This is a genomic window from Pseudomonas sp. Tav-5-1A (genome assembly GCF_055755055.1).
The window spans coordinates 6,353,705-6,373,158 of the sequence record NZ_CM146901.1 but is presented as its reverse complement, the minus strand read 5'-3'; the positions used below and the strand labels follow the sequence as shown (position 1 = coordinate 6,373,158).

The 19,454-nt window shown below is 66.6% G+C and carries 19 protein-coding genes; 13 read left to right on the top strand and 6 right to left on the bottom strand.

Going from position 1 to position 19,454, the window contains the following annotated elements; all coding sequences use genetic code 11:
- From fliI to fliF, 4 genes are read right to left on the bottom strand one after another with little or no spacing between them, the layout of a single operon-like run.
- Entirely contained in the window at nucleotides 1-1,371 is a 1,371-nt protein-coding gene (gene fliI, locus AC0J42_RS29485; RefSeq protein ID WP_473004825.1) for a flagellar protein export ATPase FliI, read from the bottom strand.
- Nucleotides 1,368-2,087, bottom strand: coding sequence for a flagellar assembly protein FliH (locus AC0J42_RS29480; RefSeq protein ID WP_473004824.1), 720 nt, complete (start codon nucleotides 2,085-2,087; stop codon nucleotides 1,368-1,370). Before AC0J42_RS29480 ends, fliI begins: the two co-directional genes overlap by 4 nt.
- Nucleotides 2,080-3,066, bottom strand: coding sequence for a flagellar motor switch protein FliG (fliG, locus tag AC0J42_RS29475; RefSeq protein ID WP_416421436.1), 987 nt, complete (start codon nucleotides 3,064-3,066; stop codon nucleotides 2,080-2,082). Before fliG ends, AC0J42_RS29480 begins: the two co-directional genes overlap by 8 nt.
- 1 nt (nucleotide 3,067) lies before the next feature.
- Nucleotides 3,068-4,765, bottom strand: coding sequence for a flagellar basal-body MS-ring/collar protein FliF (fliF, locus tag AC0J42_RS29470; RefSeq protein WP_473004823.1), 1,698 nt, complete (start codon nucleotides 4,763-4,765; stop codon nucleotides 3,068-3,070).
- Between the two features lie 276 nt (nucleotides 4,766-5,041).
- On the opposite strand from fliF, the gene fliE reads away from it, so the two are divergent.
- From fliE to AC0J42_RS29405, 13 genes are all read left to right on the top strand, one after another.
- Entirely contained in the window at nucleotides 5,042-5,362 is a 321-nt protein-coding gene (gene fliE, locus AC0J42_RS29465; protein WP_416421434.1) for a flagellar hook-basal body complex protein FliE, read from the top strand.
- Between the two features lie 363 nt (nucleotides 5,363-5,725).
- Nucleotides 5,726-7,138, top strand: a complete 1,413-nt coding sequence (fliD, locus tag AC0J42_RS29460; protein WP_416421433.1) for a flagellar filament capping protein FliD — start codon at nucleotides 5,726-5,728, stop codon at nucleotides 7,136-7,138.
- Between the two features lie 24 nt (nucleotides 7,139-7,162).
- On the top strand, nucleotides 7,163-7,588 hold the full coding sequence (fliS, locus tag AC0J42_RS29455) for a flagellar export chaperone FliS (protein WP_416421432.1): 426 nt from the start codon (nucleotides 7,163-7,165) through the stop codon (nucleotides 7,586-7,588).
- Nucleotides 7,566-7,937, top strand: coding sequence for a flagellar protein FliT (locus AC0J42_RS29450; protein ID WP_473004822.1), 372 nt, complete (start codon nucleotides 7,566-7,568; stop codon nucleotides 7,935-7,937). Before fliS ends, AC0J42_RS29450 begins: the two co-directional genes overlap by 23 nt.
- Before the next feature lie 182 nt (nucleotides 7,938-8,119).
- A complete protein-coding gene (gene flhD, locus AC0J42_RS29445) occupies nucleotides 8,120-8,467 on the top strand; it encodes a flagellar transcriptional regulator FlhD (protein WP_233270906.1) in 348 nt (115 codons plus the stop codon).
- On the top strand, nucleotides 8,460-9,014 hold the full coding sequence (gene flhC / locus AC0J42_RS29440; RefSeq protein ID WP_416421430.1) for a flagellar transcriptional regulator FlhC: 555 nt from the start codon (nucleotides 8,460-8,462) through the stop codon (nucleotides 9,012-9,014). Before flhD ends, flhC begins: the two co-directional genes overlap by 8 nt.
- 139 nt (nucleotides 9,015-9,153) lie before the next feature.
- Nucleotides 9,154-10,029 carry a flagellar motor stator protein MotA gene (gene motA, locus AC0J42_RS29435; RefSeq protein WP_473004820.1) on the top strand — a complete coding sequence of 292 codons (876 nt, stop codon included), beginning with the start codon at nucleotides 9,154-9,156 and terminating at the stop codon, nucleotides 10,027-10,029.
- Nucleotides 10,026-10,835 (top strand): flagellar motor protein MotB, encoded by an 810-nt coding sequence (motB, locus tag AC0J42_RS29430; RefSeq protein WP_473004819.1) that lies wholly within the window; start codon nucleotides 10,026-10,028, stop codon nucleotides 10,833-10,835. Before motA ends, motB begins: the two co-directional genes overlap by 4 nt.
- Nucleotides 10,836-11,015: 180 nt before the next feature.
- The gene (flhB, locus tag AC0J42_RS29425) at nucleotides 11,016-12,185 is read left to right on the top strand and encodes a flagellar biosynthesis protein FlhB (protein ID WP_416421427.1); all 1,170 of its coding nucleotides are present in this window, start codon (nucleotides 11,016-11,018) and stop codon (nucleotides 12,183-12,185) included.
- The gene (gene flhA, locus AC0J42_RS29420) at nucleotides 12,182-14,272 is read left to right on the top strand and encodes a flagellar biosynthesis protein FlhA (protein ID WP_473004818.1); all 2,091 of its coding nucleotides are present in this window, start codon (nucleotides 12,182-12,184) and stop codon (nucleotides 14,270-14,272) included. The genes flhB and flhA overlap by 4 nt, the downstream gene beginning before the upstream one ends.
- Entirely contained in the window at nucleotides 14,272-16,455 is a 2,184-nt protein-coding gene (flhF, locus tag AC0J42_RS29415; RefSeq protein WP_473004816.1) for a flagellar biosynthesis protein FlhF, read from the top strand. Before flhA ends, flhF begins: the two co-directional genes overlap by 1 nt.
- The gene (locus AC0J42_RS29410; RefSeq protein ID WP_473004815.1) at nucleotides 16,448-16,921 is read left to right on the top strand and encodes a hypothetical protein; all 474 of its coding nucleotides are present in this window, start codon (nucleotides 16,448-16,450) and stop codon (nucleotides 16,919-16,921) included. The genes flhF and AC0J42_RS29410 overlap by 8 nt, the downstream gene beginning before the upstream one ends.
- Before the next feature lie 125 nt (nucleotides 16,922-17,046).
- Nucleotides 17,047-17,778, top strand: coding sequence for an RNA polymerase sigma factor FliA (locus tag AC0J42_RS29405; RefSeq protein ID WP_416421423.1), 732 nt, complete (start codon nucleotides 17,047-17,049; stop codon nucleotides 17,776-17,778).
- An 84-nt stretch (nucleotides 17,779-17,862) separates the two neighbouring features.
- Here the strand turns inward: AC0J42_RS29405 and AC0J42_RS29400 are convergent, their stop codons facing one another.
- Both AC0J42_RS29400 and AC0J42_RS29395 read right to left on the bottom strand, forming a co-directional pair.
- The gene (locus AC0J42_RS29400; protein ID WP_473004814.1) at nucleotides 17,863-18,267 is read right to left on the bottom strand and encodes an adenylyltransferase/cytidyltransferase family protein; all 405 of its coding nucleotides are present in this window, start codon (nucleotides 18,265-18,267) and stop codon (nucleotides 17,863-17,865) included.
- Nucleotides 18,264-19,448: a tetratricopeptide repeat protein gene (locus tag AC0J42_RS29395; protein ID WP_473004813.1), complete on the bottom strand. Its 1,185-nt coding sequence runs from the start codon at nucleotides 19,446-19,448 to the stop codon at nucleotides 18,264-18,266. The genes AC0J42_RS29400 and AC0J42_RS29395 overlap by 4 nt, the downstream gene beginning before the upstream one ends.
- Nucleotides 19,449-19,454: the final 6 nt, after the last annotated feature.

Genomic DNA, 19,454 nt, shown 5'->3' with positions numbered 1-19,454 from the left:
TCATTTGCCCGGGAACAGCTGGTTGAGGGCCTGGAGCGTGGCGTCCAGGGTGGTCTGTTCCTGGATGCGCTGTTGCAGGAAGCGCTCCAGGTGCGGGTTGAGCTGCACCGCGCGGTCCAGCAGCACGTCATGGCCGGGGGCGTAGGCGCCGACGGTGATCAGGTCGCGGTTGCGCTGGAACTTGCTCAGCACCTGCTTGAACTGCTGGGCCTTGCGCTGCTGGCTGTCGCTGACGATGGCGGTCATGGCGCGGCTGATCGACGCTTCGATGTCGATGGCCGGGTAATGCCCGGCTTCGGCCAGGGTGCGCGACAGCACGATGTGGCCATCGAGAATCGCCCGCGCCGAGTCGGCAATCGGGTCCTGCTGGTCGTCGCCCTCGCTGAGCACCGTGTAGAACGCGGTGATCGAGCCGCCGCCGGGCGGGCCGTTGCCGGCGCGCTCCACCAATTTCGGCAGCTTGGCGAACACCGACGGTGGGTAACCCTTGGTGGCCGGCGGCTCGCCGATGGCCAAGGCGATCTCGCGCTGGGCCATGGCGTAGCGGGTCAGCGAGTCCATGATCAGCAGCACGTCCAGGCCCTGGTCGCGGAAGTCCTCGGCCACGCGGGTGGCGTAGGCGGCGCCCTGCAGGCGTTGCAGCGGCGAGGTGTCGGCGGGCGCGGCCACGACCACGGCGCGGCGCAGGCCCTCCTCGCCAAGGATATTGTCGATGAAGTCCTGCACCTCGCGGCCACGCTCGCCGATCAGGCCCACCACGATGACGTCGGCGCGGGTGTAGCGGGCCATCATGCCCAGCAGCACCGACTTGCCCACCCCGGAGCCGGCGAACAGGCCCAGGCGCTGGCCGCGGCCGACGCTGAGCAGGGCGTTGATGGCGCGAATGCCGACGTCGATCTGGCGGTCGATGGGCGCGCGTTTGAGCGGGTTCAGCGGCGGCGTGGCGAGCGGGCTGCGGCGCACGTCGGCCAACGCGCCCTTGCCGTCCAGCGGCTCGCCGCGGCTGTCCAGCACCCGGCCCATCAGCGCCGGGCCCAGCGGGAACTGGCGGCTGGCGGCGCCGCCGGTCTCGCGCTCGTCCAGCGGTAGCACGCGGGCGCCGGGTTGCAGGTCGCCGACCTCTTCCAGCGGCATCAGGTACAGGGTGTCGCTGGCGAAGCCCACCACCTGCGCCTCGGCGTACTCGCCGCCCTGGGTCTCGATGCGGCAGGCGCCGCCCAGGGGAATGCTCAGGCCCACGGCCTCCAGCACCAGGCCGGTGGCGCGCACGATGCGCCCGCTGTGCACGTAGCGCGGGGCCTGGCCCAGGGCCAGGCGCTGGGCGTCGAAGTGCTGCTGCCAGCGCGTGGTGATGGGGTTGGCCGGGGTCATGACGTGGCGGCCGGCAGGTTGTCGTGCAGGCGGCTGCGGATGCCGGCCCAGGCGGTTTCCAGGGTGGCGTCGAGTTCGCCGCTGGCGCTGCTCACCCGGCAACCGCCACGGGCCAGGCCGGCGTCGGCCAGCAGGCTCCAGCCGGCGGCTTCCAGCGGCTCGCCCAGGGCTTCGCGCACCAGCGCCAGGTCGTCCGGGTGCAGCCACAGCCGCGGCTTGCCGGCCAGCGCCGGCTCGTGTTGCAGCAGCGCCTGCACGGTGTGGATCACCTGCTCGGGATGCGCCTGCAACGCCTGGCCGGCGATCTGCCGGGCAGCGGCCAGGGCCACCTCGGTGAGCTGGGTCAGCAGCTGCCCGTCGAGCTGGCGCAGGGCCTGGTCGAAGTTGTCGCACAGGGCCTGCAGCGGTGCCAGGGTGGCGTGGATCTGTTCCTGCAGCGCCGCCTCGCCGGCCAGCCGGCCCTGCTCCAGGCCCTGGGCATAGCCCTCGGCCTGGCCGGCGCTGAAACCGGCCTCGTGGCCCTGGCGCCGGGCTTCCTCGCGCACCTGGTCGCGCCGCGCCTGCAGCTCCAGCTTGCGCTGGAAGGCATGCTTGCGCTGGGCTTCGGCCTGGGCCTCGTCCAACTCCAGGGCAGGCGGCGCCTCGCTGGGCAGCACGGCCATGCGCCAGGGCTGCCATTGCCCGGTCGCGTCGGGCCACGCCTGGTCGTCAGACATAAGAGTCGTCCCCGTTGCCGGTCACGATGACGCCGTTGTCGGCCAGGCGGCGCACCACCTGCAAGATGGCCTTCTGCTCGGCTTCCACCTGGGACATGCGCGTCGGCCCGCGGGCCTCCATGTCTTCGCGGAACAGCTGCGCGGCCCGCTGCGACATGTTCATCAGGAACTTGTCCAGCAGCGCCGTCGGCGCGCCCTTGAGGGCGATGGACAGCGAGTTGGTCTCCACTTCCTGGAGGATGGTCTGGATGCCGCGGTCGTCGATGTCCAGCAGGTTCTCGAACAGGAACATCTCGTCGAGGATCTTCTGCGTGAGGTCTTCGTTGTGCGCGCGCAGGGTCTGGATGGCCGACTCTTCCAGGGTCGAGTTCATCAGGTTGAGAATCTCGGCCACGGTGCGCACGCCGCCCATCTTGCTGCGCTTGAGGTTCTGGCCGTCGAGCATGCCGCCCAGGACTTCGGTCAGCTCCTGCAGCGCCACCGGTTGCACGCCGCTGAAGGTGGCGATGCGCAGGATGATGTCGTTGCGCTGGCGCTCCTCGAACAGTTCGAGAATGTCCGAGGCCTGGTGGCGGTCCAGGTGCACGAGGATGGTGGCGATGATCTGCGGGTGTTCCTCGCGGATCATCTCGGCCACCAGCGAGGCCTCCATCAGGTTCAGCTTGTCGATGCCCGAGCCGCCATCGTTGGCCTCAAGAATGTCGTCGATCAGGCTGGCGGCGCGCTCGCTGCCCAGGGCCTTGGTCAGCACCGCGCGAATGTGGTCGCTGGACTGGATGTTGATGGCCGCGTACTGCTCGGTTTCCTCGATGAACTCCTCGAGCACCTTGCGCATTTCGTCGTGGGACACCTGGCTCAGGCGCGCCATCTCCATGCTGATGCTTTCCACGTCCTGGCTGGGCAGCAGCTTGAACACTTCGGCGGCCTCGTCGGCCTCCAGCGACAGCAGCAGGATGGCGCTGCGGCGGGTAGCGGTCATTTTACTTGTCATCTTTTTTCATCCAGCCCCTGATGATCATGGCGATCAGGCGTGGGTCTTCCACGGAGATCTCGCGCAGGCGTTTCATGTTCTGCTCGTAGCCCTGGGCCTTGCGCTGGCCGGCCGGCATTTCCACGGTCTCGCCGCTGGCGGTGACGATGGTCGGCGGTGCCTCGGCTTCCTGTGCGGCCTTCAGGGCCTGGGCGTGGCGCTTGTTCATCGGGCGCAGCACCATCAGCCACAGCAGCAGGGCGATCAAGGCCACCAGCAGGTAGCGCGACAGGCTCATGGCCAGGCCGTAGAACTCCGGCGTGCGCCACCAGGCCAGTTCCGGGCCGCTGGTGTCTTCGCTGACGAACGGGCTGTTGATCACTTTCAATTCATCGCCGCGCGCTTCGGTGAAGCCCATGGCCTGGCGCACCAGGCTGTCGATGTTGGCCAGTTCTTCCTTGCTCAGGGGTTCCTGGGCCGGCTTGCCGTCCTTCTCGGTGGCGCGGTAGTTGATGACCACGGCGGTGGTCAGGCGCGTGACTTCGCCCTGGGCCTGCTTGACGTGCTCGACACTGTGGTCGACCTCGTAGTTGGTCATGCGCTCGCTGTGCAGGGTCTTGCTGCGTGCCGAGGCGCTGGTGTCGCTGTCGTCGTTGGCGGCCTGGCTGCCTTCGCCGGGTTTCGCCGGCGCGGTGGCGCGGGTCGCCGGTGGCTGGTTGGGCGGGGTGTTGGTCAGCGCGCCGGGCACGCCGCGGGCGGCCGAATCGCTGCCGGCCAGGCTTTCGTTGACCTGCTTGCTGCGTACCGCGGCGTGGTCGGGCGACTGGTTGGGCTCGTAGTGTTCGGCGGTGCTCTCGCGGCTGTCGAAGTCGACCTTGGCCACCACTTGCGCGTGCACGTTCTGGCGGCCCAGCAGCGGCGCGAGGATGTCCTCGATGCGGCGCTGGTAGGAGCGTTCGATGTCGCGCACGTAGGTCAGCTGGGTGCCATCCAGGCCGTTGCTGTCGCTGGGGTTCTGCGACAGCAGGCGGCCGCTCTGGTCGACGATGGTGACGCCGTCGATGCTCAGGTCGGCGACGCTGGAAGACACCAGGTGGGCGATGGCGTTGGCCTGGCTCTGGCCCAGCTCGCGGCCGGGCTGCAGGTTGAGCATCACCGAGGCGCGGGCCGGTTCGCGTTCACGCACGAACACCGACTGGCGCGCCATCACCAGGTGCACCCGGGCGCTGGCGATCGGCCCCAGGGACTCGATGGTGCGCGCCAGTTCGCCTTCCAGGCCGCGCTGGTAGTTGAGCTGTTCGGCGAACTGGCTGACGCCGAAGGCCTGCTTGTCCATCAGCTCGAAACCGACGTTGCCGCCCTTGGGCAGCCCCTGTTCGGCCAACTGCAGGCGCAGCGCGTTCATCTGCGCGGCCGGCACCAGGATGGCGTGGCCACCTTCGCTGAGGCGGTAGGGGATCTGGCGCTTCTCCAGCTCGCTGATCACCTGGCCACCGTCGGCCTCGCCGAGGTTGGAGAACAGCACGCGGTATTCAGGCTCGCGCGCCCACAGGGCCAGCACCACCAGCAGGGCCACGGCGGCCGCGCCGGCCAGCACCAGGGGCAGCGGTTGCCCGCGCAGGCGCGCCAGCAACGGTTCGAAGACGCCGGTCTTGTTCTTGGCGGGGGTGACTTTGGCGGAGCCTTTCCCTTGGGCCGCGTTACTCACACGCACCTCGCAGGCGAGGGTAGGGGCGGTACAAAAGACATTGCTCGTTCCGGTGTCGAAAGTGGTCGAGAAGCCTCGCCGCAGTGGTGCGGCGGAGCAGCCTGTTGCCAGCGCTGGCAGGTATCGCAGGGCGGCTATTATCTCGACCCGCCCCGGATCTAAAGGACGGAAAAGCCAGCGCTTTTGTAGCCAATTGGTTGCTTGTGAGAGACGGCCACCTTGTTAACCTTTGGTGCTATCACCTTGCCTTCTTTTCTGTCTGGACAAGTTCTTGCCATGAATACATCCGCAATTGCCGCCGCCCTGCAGCAACTCAACCTGATGGCCAACGAGTCCCAGGGCGCAAGTTCTGTTCTGTCGAGCAGCGCCGCCGGTGGTGGCTTCGGCGGCGAACTGCAGGCCTCGCTCAAGCGCATCAACCAGCTGCAGAACACCGCCGTGCAGCGCTCCAACGCCTTTCAGGCCGGCAGCCCGGACGTTTCGCTCAATGACGTGATGGTGGATATGCAGAAAGCCTCGGTGAGCCTGCAGATGGGGGTGCAGATGCGTAACCGCCTGGTGACGGCTTATAAAGATGTGATGGCCATGCAGGTTTGAACGAGGGAAATGTATCTGTCTGTACGTATGTCGATACGTTCGGGTGCTTGAAGGTCGTGATGAAAAAAAATTCAGGAATGAACTAAGGGTGTACTCGGGTGGATACCCGGAGGGCTCAGGTGTGTAACTGGCTTATTACTTAGGTTGTAGCGACGAAAGTGCCGTCAACATGGGTCGTTGCAAGTCTGGAAGTTACAAAAAAAGCCTTTGTTTAAAAGGCGTTACTTAAAAAATAAATAGACATGTGTCGTTAAAGTTTTATATTCGGCTGCCGATTTCCTCTGCGTCATTGCGAATGTTTCATTCGTGATGGGGTGACTTTTGATTGGCCCTGCTTAATAGGCGCGGACCTGTGAGGACTATATGACGACGACCACTTCCACTTCTTCCTCTTCTGCTACCAGCGGAACCATTACCTCGTTGGGCGTGGGGTCGGGGCTGGATCTGGACTCGATTCTCGATAGCCTTGAAGAGGCCCAGGAAACCAGCCTGTTGACGCCGATCGAGAACGAAGAAGACGACATTAACGCCGAAATCACCGCGTATGGCACCTTGACCAGTTCCCTCACCAGCCTGCAGACGGCCATCGAGACGCTGACCGATCCCGACACCTACGATGCCCTGACCAGCAGCGTCAGCGGCACCGGCACGAGCGCGGCCGTCACCAGCGAGGCGGTGACCGGCACCTATTCGATCGTGGTCAGCCAGCTGGCCAGCGCGCAGAGCCTGGCCACCGATGGTGTCGCCGATTCTACAACAGCCCTGGGCACCGGTACCCTGACTATTACAGTGGGTGACGACGAAAGCTTCAGCATCGACCTGACGTCGAGCAACAACACCCTGGAAGGTATCCGCGACGCCATCAATGACGCCGGCGGCTCGGTAACTGCCTCCATCGTCAACGACGGCAGCGACACCCCGTACCGCCTGGTGCTGACCTCCAACGACACCGGCACCGACTCGGAAATGACCGTGACCTTCGACGGCACGGGCGACGCCGCCGACCTGTTCGGCTACAGCGCCGACAGCGACAGCAACGCCATGACCGAGACCGTGGCCGCCGCCGATGCGCTGCTGACCGTGAACGGCCTGAGCGTCACCAGCCAGAGCAACACGGTGGAGGAGGCCCTGCAGGGCGTGACCCTGAGCCTGACCGACACCGGCACCTCGACCCTGACGGTGAAGCGCGACACCGACTCGATCATCGATGCCATCAACGATTTCGTCGACGCCTACAACTCGTACGCCTCGACCATGGACACGCTGACGTCCTACGACGCCGACGACGACACCGCCGGCACCCTGCTGGGTGACTCCACCACGCGCCGCGTGGACAGCACCCTGAGCAAGGACCTGTACAACTCGATCTCCAACAGCACCTTCAGCTACTTGTCGCAGTTGGGGATCAGCCTGGGCGTGGACGGCACCCTGAGCATCGACGACGACACGCTGGAAGACGCGGTGACCAATAACCTCAGCGACGTCACCGACTTTTTCGTGGGCACCGATGACAGCGAGGGCTTCGCCACGCAGATGGCCGCCGACCTGGACACCTTCCTGGACGAGGACGACGGCTCGATCGTCTCGGTGGTCAACGACCTGAACGACCAGCTCGACGACCTGGAAGAGAAGTACGAAGACAAGCAGGACTACATCGACAGTGTGATGGACCGCTATACCGAGCAATTCACGGCCCTGGACACACTGATTTCCGAGCTTGATTCGACAGCGGACTACCTCACTACCCAGTTCGATGCGTTGAGCAGTGATGATTAATCCTCGATAGATGGGAGTGAGGTTGTGAGTGTATTGCGCGGAGCGAATGCCTACGCGACGGTAGGGTTGGAGAGCGGCATCCTGGCCGCCTCGCCGTACCAACGAATCGTGATGTTGTTCGACAGCTACCAGGCTGCCATCCGTACCGCCCGGCTGCACATGCAGGCGGGCGACATGGCCGGCAAGGGCCGGGCCATCACGTCGGCCATCAAGATCGTCAGCCGCGGCCTGCGCGGCTCGCTGGACCTTGAGCGCGGCGGCGAGATCGCCGCCAACCTGGACCAGCTCTACGACACGGTGGTGCGGCTGTTATTGCGGGCCAATCTGCATAACGACGAGGAGGTCCTGGATGTGGCAGCAAGCCTGATTGAAAACATTGGTTCCGCGTGGCGGCAGATAGGACCTCGAGTCGAGGGGGAGGATGGCGATGTCGCAAGCGCAGGTGGTTGAGTCGTACGAGCGGTTGCTGGCGCAGTCGCAACGCATGCACGAGTGCGCGTTGCAGGGGGACTGGGAGCAAATCCTGTTGTTGAAGTCCGAGGGGTTGATCGATGAAGAGACCCTGCGGCGCGAAGAGGCCGGGGTGCAGCTGGACGACGAACATCGTCGTCGCAAGTTCGAGTTGATCAGGCGAATACTCGAACTGGAAGTTGAGGTTCGCAAATGCCTGGCCGAGCGCCAAAGTCATCTGGGTGCACTGATAGTTGCCGGCCGCTTGAAGCGCGGACAAGGCAAGGCATATATGCCCAGTGCCACTGTTAGGCCACTACTTAGGGCAGTGGTTCGTCCGGAAGTTTAATACTGCGACAGGATGTCGCGACCAATAAGAAATGTATCTCCAACATTACCCGCCGACCAGCCGTGGCAACACTTTGTTGTCATCTTGATACCGGTTGGTGGGCCAGGGTTATAAATAGCAAATCGGTCCGTAATATCTAGGCGGACCTGCCAACTGATACGACAAGTGCAGGGGAGTAGCAAGTGTTGAACGCCGATAGAGGTCTGGAAGACATTCAGGATCTGAATTTTTCTTATTTGTTGCTGGTACAACGGCTGTTGCGCAAGGACCGTGCTACCGCCATGTTCCGTCTCAAGTTGACCGAGGGCATGGCGGACCTGCTGGTAAAGCTGACCAGCAAGCAGCTGACCCAGTTGGCGCGCATCAACCAGCTGGTGTGCCGCCCGGTGTTCGATGAAGCCGAGTGCCTGTCGCGGGTGTTGGGGAACTCCCGCGAGCTGGGCCTGGTGGAAATTCATTCGTCGTTGCTGATGGCGTCGGTGGACGCCGGGGGCGACACGGGGGGACGCGTGGGGCAGGCGCATGTCTGAGAAAAGTCTGGTCGAGGAGATGTTCCAGGTGCAGCTGGCGATCGAGCTGATCGAGCTGGGCGCGCGCCTGCAGGTGCTGGAGGTGGAAACCAGCCTGAGCCGTGGCCGGCTGATCCGCCTGTACAAGGAAGTGCGTGGCGTGTCGCCACCCAAGGGCATGCTGCCGTTCTCCACTGACTGGTTTGTGACCTGGCTGCCGAATATTCATTCGTCGCTGTTCTATGGCATTTATCTGCGGCTGACGCGCATTGGTTGTGATCGCATCGAGGCGTTCATCAAGGCCTACCGCCTGTACCTGGAGCAGGTGGGCGGCGACGATGAGTCCGAGGTGGTGCTGGGCCTGACCCGCGCCTGGACGCTGGTGCGCTTCTTTGAAAGCGACATGCTGGAGCTGGTCTGCTGCTCGTCCTGCAGCGGCAATTTCGTCGCCCACTCCCATGGCCCGGCGCAGCGCTATGTGTGCGGGATCTGCCAGCCGCCGTCGCGCGCGGGCAAAACTTTGAAGCGTCGTGAGAGCGAAGAGCTGGACGATTTGCGCCAGGCGTAGGAATTCGCGGTGCCTGTGACGCGGCCTGATGGCCGCTGCTACAAGGCTGCGTCATTGCCGCGAGGCCCCGGATTAAAGTTGCCCCCCGCCACGCCGATCTTCGCCAAGGCCACTCCCGGCGTTGAAAAAGGAACGGCCCGTGCTCATTGCGTTAGGACTCATCGGTATCCTGTTGTCGGTCTTCGGCGGCTACGCGCTGTCAGGCGGCAGCCTGGGGCCGCTGTACCAGCCCACCGAAATGCTCATGATCGGTGGCGCGGCCCTGGGGGCTTTCGTCGCTGCCAACAACGGCAAGGCAATCAAGGCCACCCTGGGCACCGTCGGCCGCCTCAAGCGCAGCACCCGCTACCACAAGGCCTTGTACCTGGACGTGCTGGCGCTGCTCTACCACCTGCTGGGCAAGGCCCGCCGCGAGGGCATGCTGGCGGTGGAGCGCGACATCGACGAACCCGGGCAGAGCCCGCTGTTCGCCGACTACCCGGCGCTGCTCGACGACCCGATGATCCTCACCTTCATCACCGACTACATGCGCCTGATCCTCAGCGGGCAGATGCAGGCCCACGAGCTGGACGAGCTGATGCTGCACGAGATCGAGGCCTTCGAGCACGAGGCGCACATCCCCGCCGATGCCCTGTACAAGGTCAGCGACGCGCTGCCGGCGTTCGGTATCGTTGCCGCGGTGATGGGCGTGGTGAAGGCGCTGAGCGCCGTCAACGTGGGCCCGGACCTGATGGGTGAAATGATTGCCCACGCCCTGGTAGGCACCTTCCTGGGCATCTACCTGGCCTATGGCGTGATCGCCCCGCTGGCCAGCCGCATCGACCGCCAGGTGGCCGAGGCGGTGAAGATGCTGCAATGCCTGCGCATGACGTTGCTGGCCAGCCAGCAGGGCCTGGCGCCGATGCTGGCGGTGGAGTTCGGCCGCAAGGCCCTGCACCACGGCGAGCGGCCGTCGGCCCTGGAACTGGAAAGCTACCTGCGCGGCACGCCGGTCGGCGCCATGGCCCTGGGATGAGCGAGCGTCCGATCATTGTGCGGCGGCGCAAGGGCGCCGGCCACGGCCACCACGGCGGCGCCTGGAAAATCGCCTTCGCCGACTTCATGACTGCGCTGATGGCGCTGTTCCTGGTGCTGTGGGTGCTGTCCAACGCCAGCAAGTCGCAGAAGAACGCAGTGGCCGACTATTTCAGCACGCCGCTGCTCAGCGCCATCAACCGCAGCCAGAACCCCATACCCGGTGGCACCCCGGCGCAGGCGTTCAAGGAGACTTCGCTCAACCCCATCGAGCTGCCGGCGCGGCCGTTGTCCGAGGAGGAGTTCAAACGCCTGGATGCCCTGCGCCAGCGCCTGCAGCGGGTGATCCGGCTGAACCCGGCGCTCAAGGACCTGAGCAAGCAGATCCTCATGGAGCTGACGCCCGAGGGGCTCAACCTGCAACTGATCGACAGCGAGCAGCGGCCCATGTTCGAGCTGGGCAGCGCGCGGGTGGCGCCGTACATGCGCACCCTGCTGCGCACCATCGCGCCGGTGCTCAACGAACTGCCCAACAGCGTGCAGATCAGCGGCCACACCGACAGCCACCCCTATGCTGGCGGTGAGGCCGGCTACAGCAACTGGGAGCTGTCGGCCGACCGCGCCAAGGCATCGCGGCTGGAACTGGTGAGCGGCGGCCTGGACTCCGCCAAGCTGCTGCGCATCTCCGGCATGGCCGACCGCATTCCCACGCGCAACGCCGAGCCGGCGGACGCGGCGAACCGGCGCATCGAGATCACCGTGCTGGATAGCCAGGTGGCGCAGAAGATCCTCACCCGCAACGAGTGAACACAAGCCCTTGTGGGAGCTGGCTTGCCAGCGAGCTTTTAGGGGCTCAAAAAGCTCGCTGGCAAGCCAGCTCCCACAGGTATTCAGCACAAATAAGCGTGGTTTGTGCTTCTGTTCCGGCGATGGGGCCGGCAGGCGGCTAAGCAAAATACCGCCCTTATCACCAGCCGATGAACCGCCATGGCGGAAGACACTAGCAACGAAGACAAAACCGAATCGGCGTCAGCGCGCAGAATCGAGAAAGCCCGCGAGCAGGGCCAGGTGGTGCGCTCCCGCGAGCTCAACACCTTCCTGGTGCTGCTGACTGGCGTCGCTGCGCTTTGGGGCGGTGGCGGCTGGTTCTACGGGCAGCTGTGCCAGGTGCTGGAGCACGGGCTGCTGTTCGAACGCGCCCAGGCCTTCGACAGCACGCGCATGGTCCAGGCCGCGCTGGGCCTGGCGCAGCTGGGGTTGCTGACGGTGATGCCGTTCCTGCTGGTGCTGATGCTGGCCGGTGTCGCTGCCTCGCTGCTACTGGGCGGGCTGGTGATCACCCTCAAGGCCTTGCAGCCGAATTTCTCGCGTATGAACCCTATCGCCGGCCTGGGCCGCATGTTTTCCCTGCGCGCCTTGGCAGACCTGGGCAAGGCCCTGGCCAAGGCGTTCCTGGTGGGTTGCGTGGCGGTGCTGTTCCTCAAGAGCCATGCGCTGCTGTTGCTCGACCTCACCGGCATGCCCGTGGAGCTGGCGCTGGCCACGGCCATGGGCCTGGTGGCCAAGGCCTGCGCGTTGGTCATTGGTTCGCTGGTGCTGGTGGTGGGCCTGGACGTGCCGTTCCAGTTCTACACCTACTACCAGAAGCTGCGCATGACCCGCGAAGAGGTGCGCCAGGAGCACAAGGACACCGACGGCGACCCGCACATCAAGGCGCGCATCCGCCGCCAGCAGCAGCTGATGGCGCGCTCGCGAATGATGAGCAAGGTGCCCAAGGCCGACGTCATCGTAACCAACCCCACCCACTACGCCGTGGCCCTGGCCTACCAGGACAAGATGTCGGCGCCGCGGGTGATCGCCAAGGGCGCCGACGAGGTGGCCGCGCGCATCCGCGAGCTGGGTGATGAGCACCGCATTCCCATGCTCGAGGCGCCGGCCCTGGCCCGTGCCCTGTATTTCCACGTGGATATCGACCGCGAGATTCCCGCCACCCTCTACACCGCCGTGGCCGAGGTGCTGGCCTGGGCCATGCGCCTCAAGCGCGTCAGTGAGGCCGGTGGCCGGGTGCCGCCCAAACCGAAAAACCTGCTGGTACCCGCCGGCATGGATCAGCCTGGCCCCCTGGGGGCTGCCGCCGAGGAAACACCGAACCAATGAACGCCATGACCAACCTGCTGGGTCCCGATTCCTGGCTGGCCAGGGCCGACCTGAAACTGCTGGCCGGCCCCGTGCTGATCGTCATGATCCTGTCGATGATGATCCTGCCGCTGCCGCCGTTCGTGCTCGACCTGCTGTTCACCTTCAACATCGCCCTGGCGATCATGGTGCTGCTGGTGAGCATGTTCACCGAGAAGCCCCTGGACTTCTCGGCGTTCCCGGCGGTGCTGCTGTTCACCACTTTGCTGCGCCTGTCGTTGAACGTGGCGTCCACCCGCGTGGTGCTGATGGAAGGCCACCAGGGCCCGGATGCGGCCGGCCGCGTGATCGAGGCGTTCGGCGAGTTCCTGGTGGGCGGCAATTTCGCCGTGGGCATGGCGCTGTTCCTGATTCTGGTGATCATCAACTTCATGGTCATCACCAAGGGCGCCGGGCGTATCGCCGAGGTGGGCGCGCGTTTCACCCTGGACTCCATGCCAGGCAAGCAGATGGCCATCGACGCCGACCTCAACGCCGGCCTGATCGGCGAGTCGGAAGCGCGCAAGCGCCGCCGCGAGGTGGCCCAGGAAGCCGACTTCTACGGTTCCATGGACGGTGCCAGCAAGTTCGTGCGCGGCGACGCCATGGCCGGCCTGGTGATCATGGGTGTCAACGTGGTGGGCGGCCTGATCATTGGCATGCTGCAGCACGGCATGGCCTTCGCCGATGCCGCGCACACCTACACCATGCTCACCATCGGCGACGGCCTGGTGGCGCAGATTCCGGGCCTGGTGATTTCCATCGCCGCCGGTGTCACCGTCTCGCGAGTCAATACCGAGGAGGACGTTGGCCAGCAGATGATCGGCCAGCTGTTCATTCGGCCCCAGGTGCTGATTCTCACCGCTGGGGTGATCGGGCTACTGGGCCTGGTGCCGGGCATGCCCAACCTGGTGTTCCTGCTGTTCACCGCGCTGCTCGGCGGCCTGGGCTGGTGGCTGCACAAGCGCGACCAGCAGCAGGCCGCCGCGCCGCAGGAGCAGGTGGTGCCCAAGGCCGCCGCGCAAAGCTCCGAGGCCAGCTGGGATGACGTCAGCCTGGTGGACACCCTGGCGCTCACCGTCGGCCACCGCCTGATCCCGCTGGTGGACAGCCGCCAGCAGGGCGAGATGCTGGTGCGCATCAAGAGCGTGCGCAAGAAGTTCGCCCAGGACGTGGGCTTCCTGCCGCCGGTGGTGCGCGTGCGCGACAAGGTCGACATGCTGCCCAACACCTACGTCATCAGCCTCAACGGCGTGGAGGTGGGGCGCGGCGAGCTGTTCCCGGGCAAGTGGCTGGCGATCAACCCCGGCCAGGTCACCGGCAAGCTGGAGGGCGAGGTGATCGTCGACCCGGCCTTCGGCCTGCCGGCCATCTGGATCGACTCGAGCATGCGCGAACACGGGCAGATCTTCGGCTACACCGTGGTCGACTCCAGCACCGTGGCCGCCACCCACCTCAACCACCTGCTGTACCTGCACGCCAAGGACATGCTGGGCCGTGGCGAGGTGCAGAAGCTGCTGGACAAGCTGGGCAAGGACAACAAGGCGCTGGTGGAGGAGGTGGTGCCCAAGCTGGTGTCCATGGGCACCTTGCAGCGCATCCTGCAGAACCTGCTGGAGGAGGAAGTCTCGATCCGCGACCTGCGCAGCATCCTCGACGCCCTGGCCGAGTTCGTCACCGCCCAGCCCGAAGCCGACGTGCAGGACATGACCGCCGTGGTGCGCGTGGCCCTGGGCCGCGCCATCACCCAGCAGTGGTTCCCCAACAAGACCGAGCTGCACGCCATTGGCCTGGGCTCGAACCTGGAGCAGGTGCTGCTGCAGGCCGTCACCAGCGGCGGCGCCCTGGAGCCGAGCCTGGCCGACAACCTCATGCAGCAGACCGAAATCGCCCTGGCGCGCCAGGAGGTCAGCAACCACCCGGCGGTGGTCGTGGTGCCGAGCAAGCTGCGGCCGCTGCTGTCGCGCTTCCTGCGCCGGCGCCTGCGGCAGTTGGTGGTGATGTCCCTGGCAGAGATTCCGGAAGGCCGGACCTTGCGTATAACCAGCCTGATTGGAGGGGGTAACTGATGGGCGTGCAACGATTCGTCGGTGCCAATAGCCGCGAAGCCATGCACCAGGTGCGCCTGGTGCTGGGGGAAGATGCGCTGATTCTGTCCAGCCGCAGCGTCGAGCAGGGCGTGGAGATCATGGCCGTGGCCGACGGCGAGCCGGCGCCGCTCAGCCCGCGCCGCGCGGCGGCGGCCTATGCCCGCCAAGCGCCGGAGCTTGCTGTACCTGCACCTGCCGTTCAGGCGCCCATGCCTGGCAATGACTTCACGGCCCTTGGCGAGCTGCTGCGCGGTGAAATGGAGCAGATGCGCCAACTGCTCAAGCACCAGCAACCGGCACCCGTCGACGAGCCGCGCCAGGCCCTGCTGCGCGACCTGCTGGCCAGCGGCTTCAGCCACTGCCTGAGCCAGGAACTGCTGGACGCCGCCCCCGTGGCACCGCCGCTCGACGGCCCCGGCCGGGCCACCTGGCTGGCCGAGCGCCTGGGCGCGCGGCTGTCGGTGCTGGCGGACGACACGGCGCTGCTGGAAGAGGGCGGGGTCATCGCCCTGGTCGGCCCCACTGGCGTGGGCAAGACCACCACCACCGCCAAGTTGGCCGCACGTTTCGTCATGCGCCACGGCGCCGGCGGCCTGGCGTTGGTGACCACCGACAGCTTCCGTATCGGCGCCCATGAACAACTGCGCATCTACGCCGAGCTGCTGGGCGGCGAAGTGCACGCGCTGGGCGCCGACGACGACATCGAGCAGCTGCTGGCCAGCCTCGCCGACAAGCGCCTGGTGATCATCGACACCGTTGGCATGAGCCAGCGCGACCAGCGCCTGCTGGCGCAGATCAAGCGCCTGGCCAACGGCGACAGCCTGGTGCGGCTGATGCTGGTGCTCAACGCCGCCAGCCACGGCGACACCCTCGACGAGGTGGTGGACACCTACCGCCGCGCGGCCGTGAGTGCGGGCACCCGCCTGCGTGACTGCATCATCAGCAAGTGCGACGAGGCCCCGCGCCTGGGGCCGGTGCTGGACGTGCTGATCCGCCACGACCTGCGCCTGAACTACTCCGCCAGCGGCCAACAGGTGCCCGAGGACCTGCAACTGGCCGACCCGGCGCAGTTGCTGGGGCAGGCCCTGACCCGCGAACGGCCCTCCCTGTACAGCGCGCAGCCGGGCGCCGCGGCGGGCAAGGGGCAGCAGCTCGACACCCTGGCCCGCAACCTGCTCGGCCATGGCCGCTTGCTGGGCACCCTGCGCGCCAGCCTGCACCAGCAGGTCGAGGATTTCGGCCTGCTGGAAAGCGCCTGGCAGATGGCCGAACTGGCGCCCGCGGACCAGGGCCAGGCCTTGGCCCGGCTGCTGGCCGCAGCCCCGCTTGCCGTCGGCTCGGCGCGCCAGGCGCTGTGGGGGGCGGAGCGACCGGTGGTGGGCGCCACCTGGCGCATGCCGGTGCTGAGTTTCGCCGCCGATGGCGCCTTGGGCATCCGTCCGTGGCTGGCCCACCAGTTGCCCATCGGTGCGCGCCAGCGGCTGGACTGGAGCGCGGCGACGTTGCAGGCCAGTAGCCATGTGTGGGCCGGCTGCCCGGGGCGCGACCTGGCACAGCGCCTGCAGCAGTCGGGGCAGGCCTGGCTGGCGGGCGCCCAGCGTGGCCAGCGGGTGGTGCAGGGCGGCCAGGCCTGCAACCTCGCGCAGCTTGCCGAGCGCGCCCAGGCCCACGGTTTCCAGGCCCTGCGCCAGCGCGGCCGCTGGGTGAAGTTCGAACTCAGCCACCTGCCGGTGACCCTGGCGGCCCTGCCCGGACAGCCCGTGCGCGCCTGGTTCGGCACCCTGCGCCACTGCGACAGCGAACAGGTGCTGGGCCAGCGTTATTGGCTGGCGGACGGCAATGCTGATGTCGCGCAGCAGGCAGCCAGCATCGGCCGGTTGCAGATGTGCGAGTCCTTGCCATCGCTGACCCTGCGCGCCTGGAACATCCTCGGCGAGCGCCAGGGGCCCTTGCACGCGGAGCTGCGCCTGTTCCTGGCCGCGGCGCTGGCGGCCTGCGCCTGCCGCCTGGACCAGGAGGACGCGCCCTGGGCGCCGGTGGTGCGCCAGCAACTGCTGGAACTGTATGGCAAGCGCCGGGTGTGCAGCCCGCTGTTGCTGCTGGAAAGCCTGCTGCACATGCTCACCAGCCGCGCCGCCCTGGCCGGCCTGCTTCATGAGTGACCAGGCCCAGGGCCTGCGCCGCTGGGCCGAGCTGCGGGCGCGGCAGAGCCAGCGCCCTGTGCCGACGCTGGTGGTCGTGGGGCCGCCGTCCGTGGCGGTTGCGGCCATGGCCGCGCTGCGCCGCTGGGCCGGCCTGGGCCACCCATGGGTGGGTGACCCGGCGCGCTGGCAGGTGCTGACGGTGAGCGCTGGCGCTGGCAACGTCGCCGAGCTGGCGCGGCAGCACCCGCGCTGGGCCCTGTGGCTGGGGGCCGGCCCGGACGATTACCGCCGCGCCTGCCTGGAGCTGCGCCAGCTGGTCGCCGCCGGTGGCCCGCGGCGCCTGCTGATGCTGCATGGCGGTGTGGCTGCACGGGCGACCGTGCTGGAAAACCTGCGCGGCGCGGCCTTGCGGATGCTCGGCGTGCAGCTGCTGATGGTGGCCGAAACCCCCGTCTCGCCGGCCCTGACCGCCACCCCTGGATAAAGTTCAATCGACCGAAAAGCCACCAAACGCCACGGCTATTCCGCCCTTACCCACGCAGGGTAAGCAGTAATAATGCCCGCGCCCATGACCCGCCAGCCACGCCGTGACCCCACGTGGGGCAGGGCATGCCCTCAGTTTCCTCATCACACCAGGCCTGCAGGATGTACACAGCTCAGGGAAAAATAAAATCAAGCGAGTTGCTGGAACAGTACCTGCCACTGGTACGGCGGCACGCGCTTGAGTTGAAAACCAGGGTGCCAGCCAACGTCGAGCTGGATGACCTGGTGCAGGCCGGCAGCATCGGCCTGCTGGACGCCCTGGCCCGCTATGACACCACCCAGGGCGCCACCTTCGGCACCTTCGCTTCCCAACGCATCCGCGGCGCCATGATCGACGAGCTGCGCAGCCGCGACTGGGCGCCACGCAGCGTGCGCCGCAACGCGCGCGCCATGAAGGGCATCATCCGGCGCCTGGAGCAGGCCCTGGGCCGCCCGCCCGAAGAGCGTGAAATCGCCCAGGCCATGGAGCTGTCGCTGGAGCAGTACCGGCAGTTGCTGCTGGACATCAACGGCTGCCAGCTGATGCCCATCGAAGACATGGGCGAGGAAGAAGCCAATGGCATCAGCAGCGGCTACGGCGCCTCGCCGTTCGTGGAACTGGTGCAGGAACGCAACCGCGACCGGTTCATCAAGGCCCTGGATGCGCTGCCCGAGCGTGAGCGCATGCTGTTGGCGCTGTACTACCAGGAAAAGCTCAACTTCAAGGAAATCGGCGCCGTGCTCGGCGTCAGCGAGTCGCGGGTGTGCCAGCTGCACAGCCTGGCGGTGTCGCGCCTGCGCGACGCCCTGGCCGATTAGAATCTCTGACATCCTGTGGGAGCTGGCTTGCCAGCGAGCTTTTCAGGGCCTCAAAAGCTCGCTGGCAAGCCAGCTCCCACAGGGTTACGCTGCCGGCGCGGGGCGGGCCAGGCAGTGCTTTAGCGCTGAACTGGAAATACCCGCCGTGCGCGGCAGGTACACCACTTCGCACAGCGACCTGAGCGTGTCGAAGTGCCCCTTCCAGTCATCCCCCATGCCGAACACCGACACGCCCAGGCGGCGAATGTCGTCAGCCTTCTGTGCCCAGCAGGTTTCCGCCAGGGTCATGTCCACGCACTTGAGCGAGCGCACGATGTCCAGGCGGTCGGCGAAGGGAATCACCGTCTGCTTGCCCTTGAGCAGGTTGAACTCGTCGGTGGACACCCCGACGATCAGCGTGTCGCCCAGCGCGCGCAGGTTGCGCAGCAGGTTCAGGTGGCCGACGTGGAACAGGTCGAAGGTGCCGTAGGTGATGACGATGCGGCTCATGCTGGCAGCACCGCATCCAGGGCCGCGCGCGCCTGCAGCAGCAGGCTGTCGTCGGGGCGGTGCACCAGCGCGTGGCCGGCCAGGGCGCGGGCCTTGTGCAGGTGGCCGCTTTCGATGTGCGAGTAGATACGCGACACGGCGTAGCACTCGGTCAGCAGGGCAAAACCACAGAGGTTGCGGGCGGCAATCACCGTGTCGAACTGCGCATCGGGGGTGCGCCAGTCGCCGTACACGGCGGTCAGCCAGGTGTCGGCGTCGCGCAGTTGCCACAGCGGCCTGCCGTCGGGCGCCTGGCCCTTGTCCAGGTGCAGGGTGGGGTAGCGGGTCTGGCGGTGCCATTCGCGCGGGCCGTCCTTTACCCAGAAGCCGGTGCAGGTGTTGCCGTCGCCGTCGACCACGAAGCCCGACAGGTCCAGGGACACCTTGTGCAGCGGATGGTAGAACGCCTTGGGGTTGGTCAGCCGGTGCGAGCCCACCGGCTCCACCCAGCCGCGGCGGAGCAGGCAGTGGGTGGCGCGCTCCATTTCGCAGTGGGGCAGGCCGAAGTCGATGTCTTTGTCGAACGGCAGCAAGCCGCCCTCGCGGGTCAGGCCCAGCAGGGTGCCGTAGGCGGCGAAGGCATGCACGCCGGCCTGGCACAGCGCCGCCAGGGTGTCCCACAGCAGTTGCTCCACCTGGGGCTTGTTGAAGTCGCTGCGCGGCGCCTTGGGCGTCTGCGTGATCGGCTGTTGCAGGCGCAGGGCCAGGGCCTGGCGGTAGTGCTCCAGGGCTTCGGGCAGGCGCACCTGGTGGTGGCGGATCACGCCCATCACCAGCTGCGCCGATGTGCTCTGGGGGGCCAGTTGCAGGGCCCGGGCCACCAGGGTTTCGGCGCGTTCGCTGTCTTCCTGCTGGTTGTGGATCTCGCCCAGCTTGACCAGCACCTGCACCTGGTTGGGGTCCAGTTCCAGGGCGCGCTCGAGCAGCGGTTTCGCTTCGGCGGTGTGTTTGTGCTTGCTCAGCAGCAGGCCCAGGTCCGCGTGCAGGCGGGCGTTGCGCGGCGCCAGGGGCAGGGCCTGGCGGAAGCTGGCGATGGCTTCGTCAGTGCGCTGCTGCTTGAGCAGGGCGCGGCCGCTGTTGATGTAGGCGTTGGCCGCTGCTTCGGACTTGTTGTGCAAGGGGATGCGGGCGGTGCGAGACATGATGGA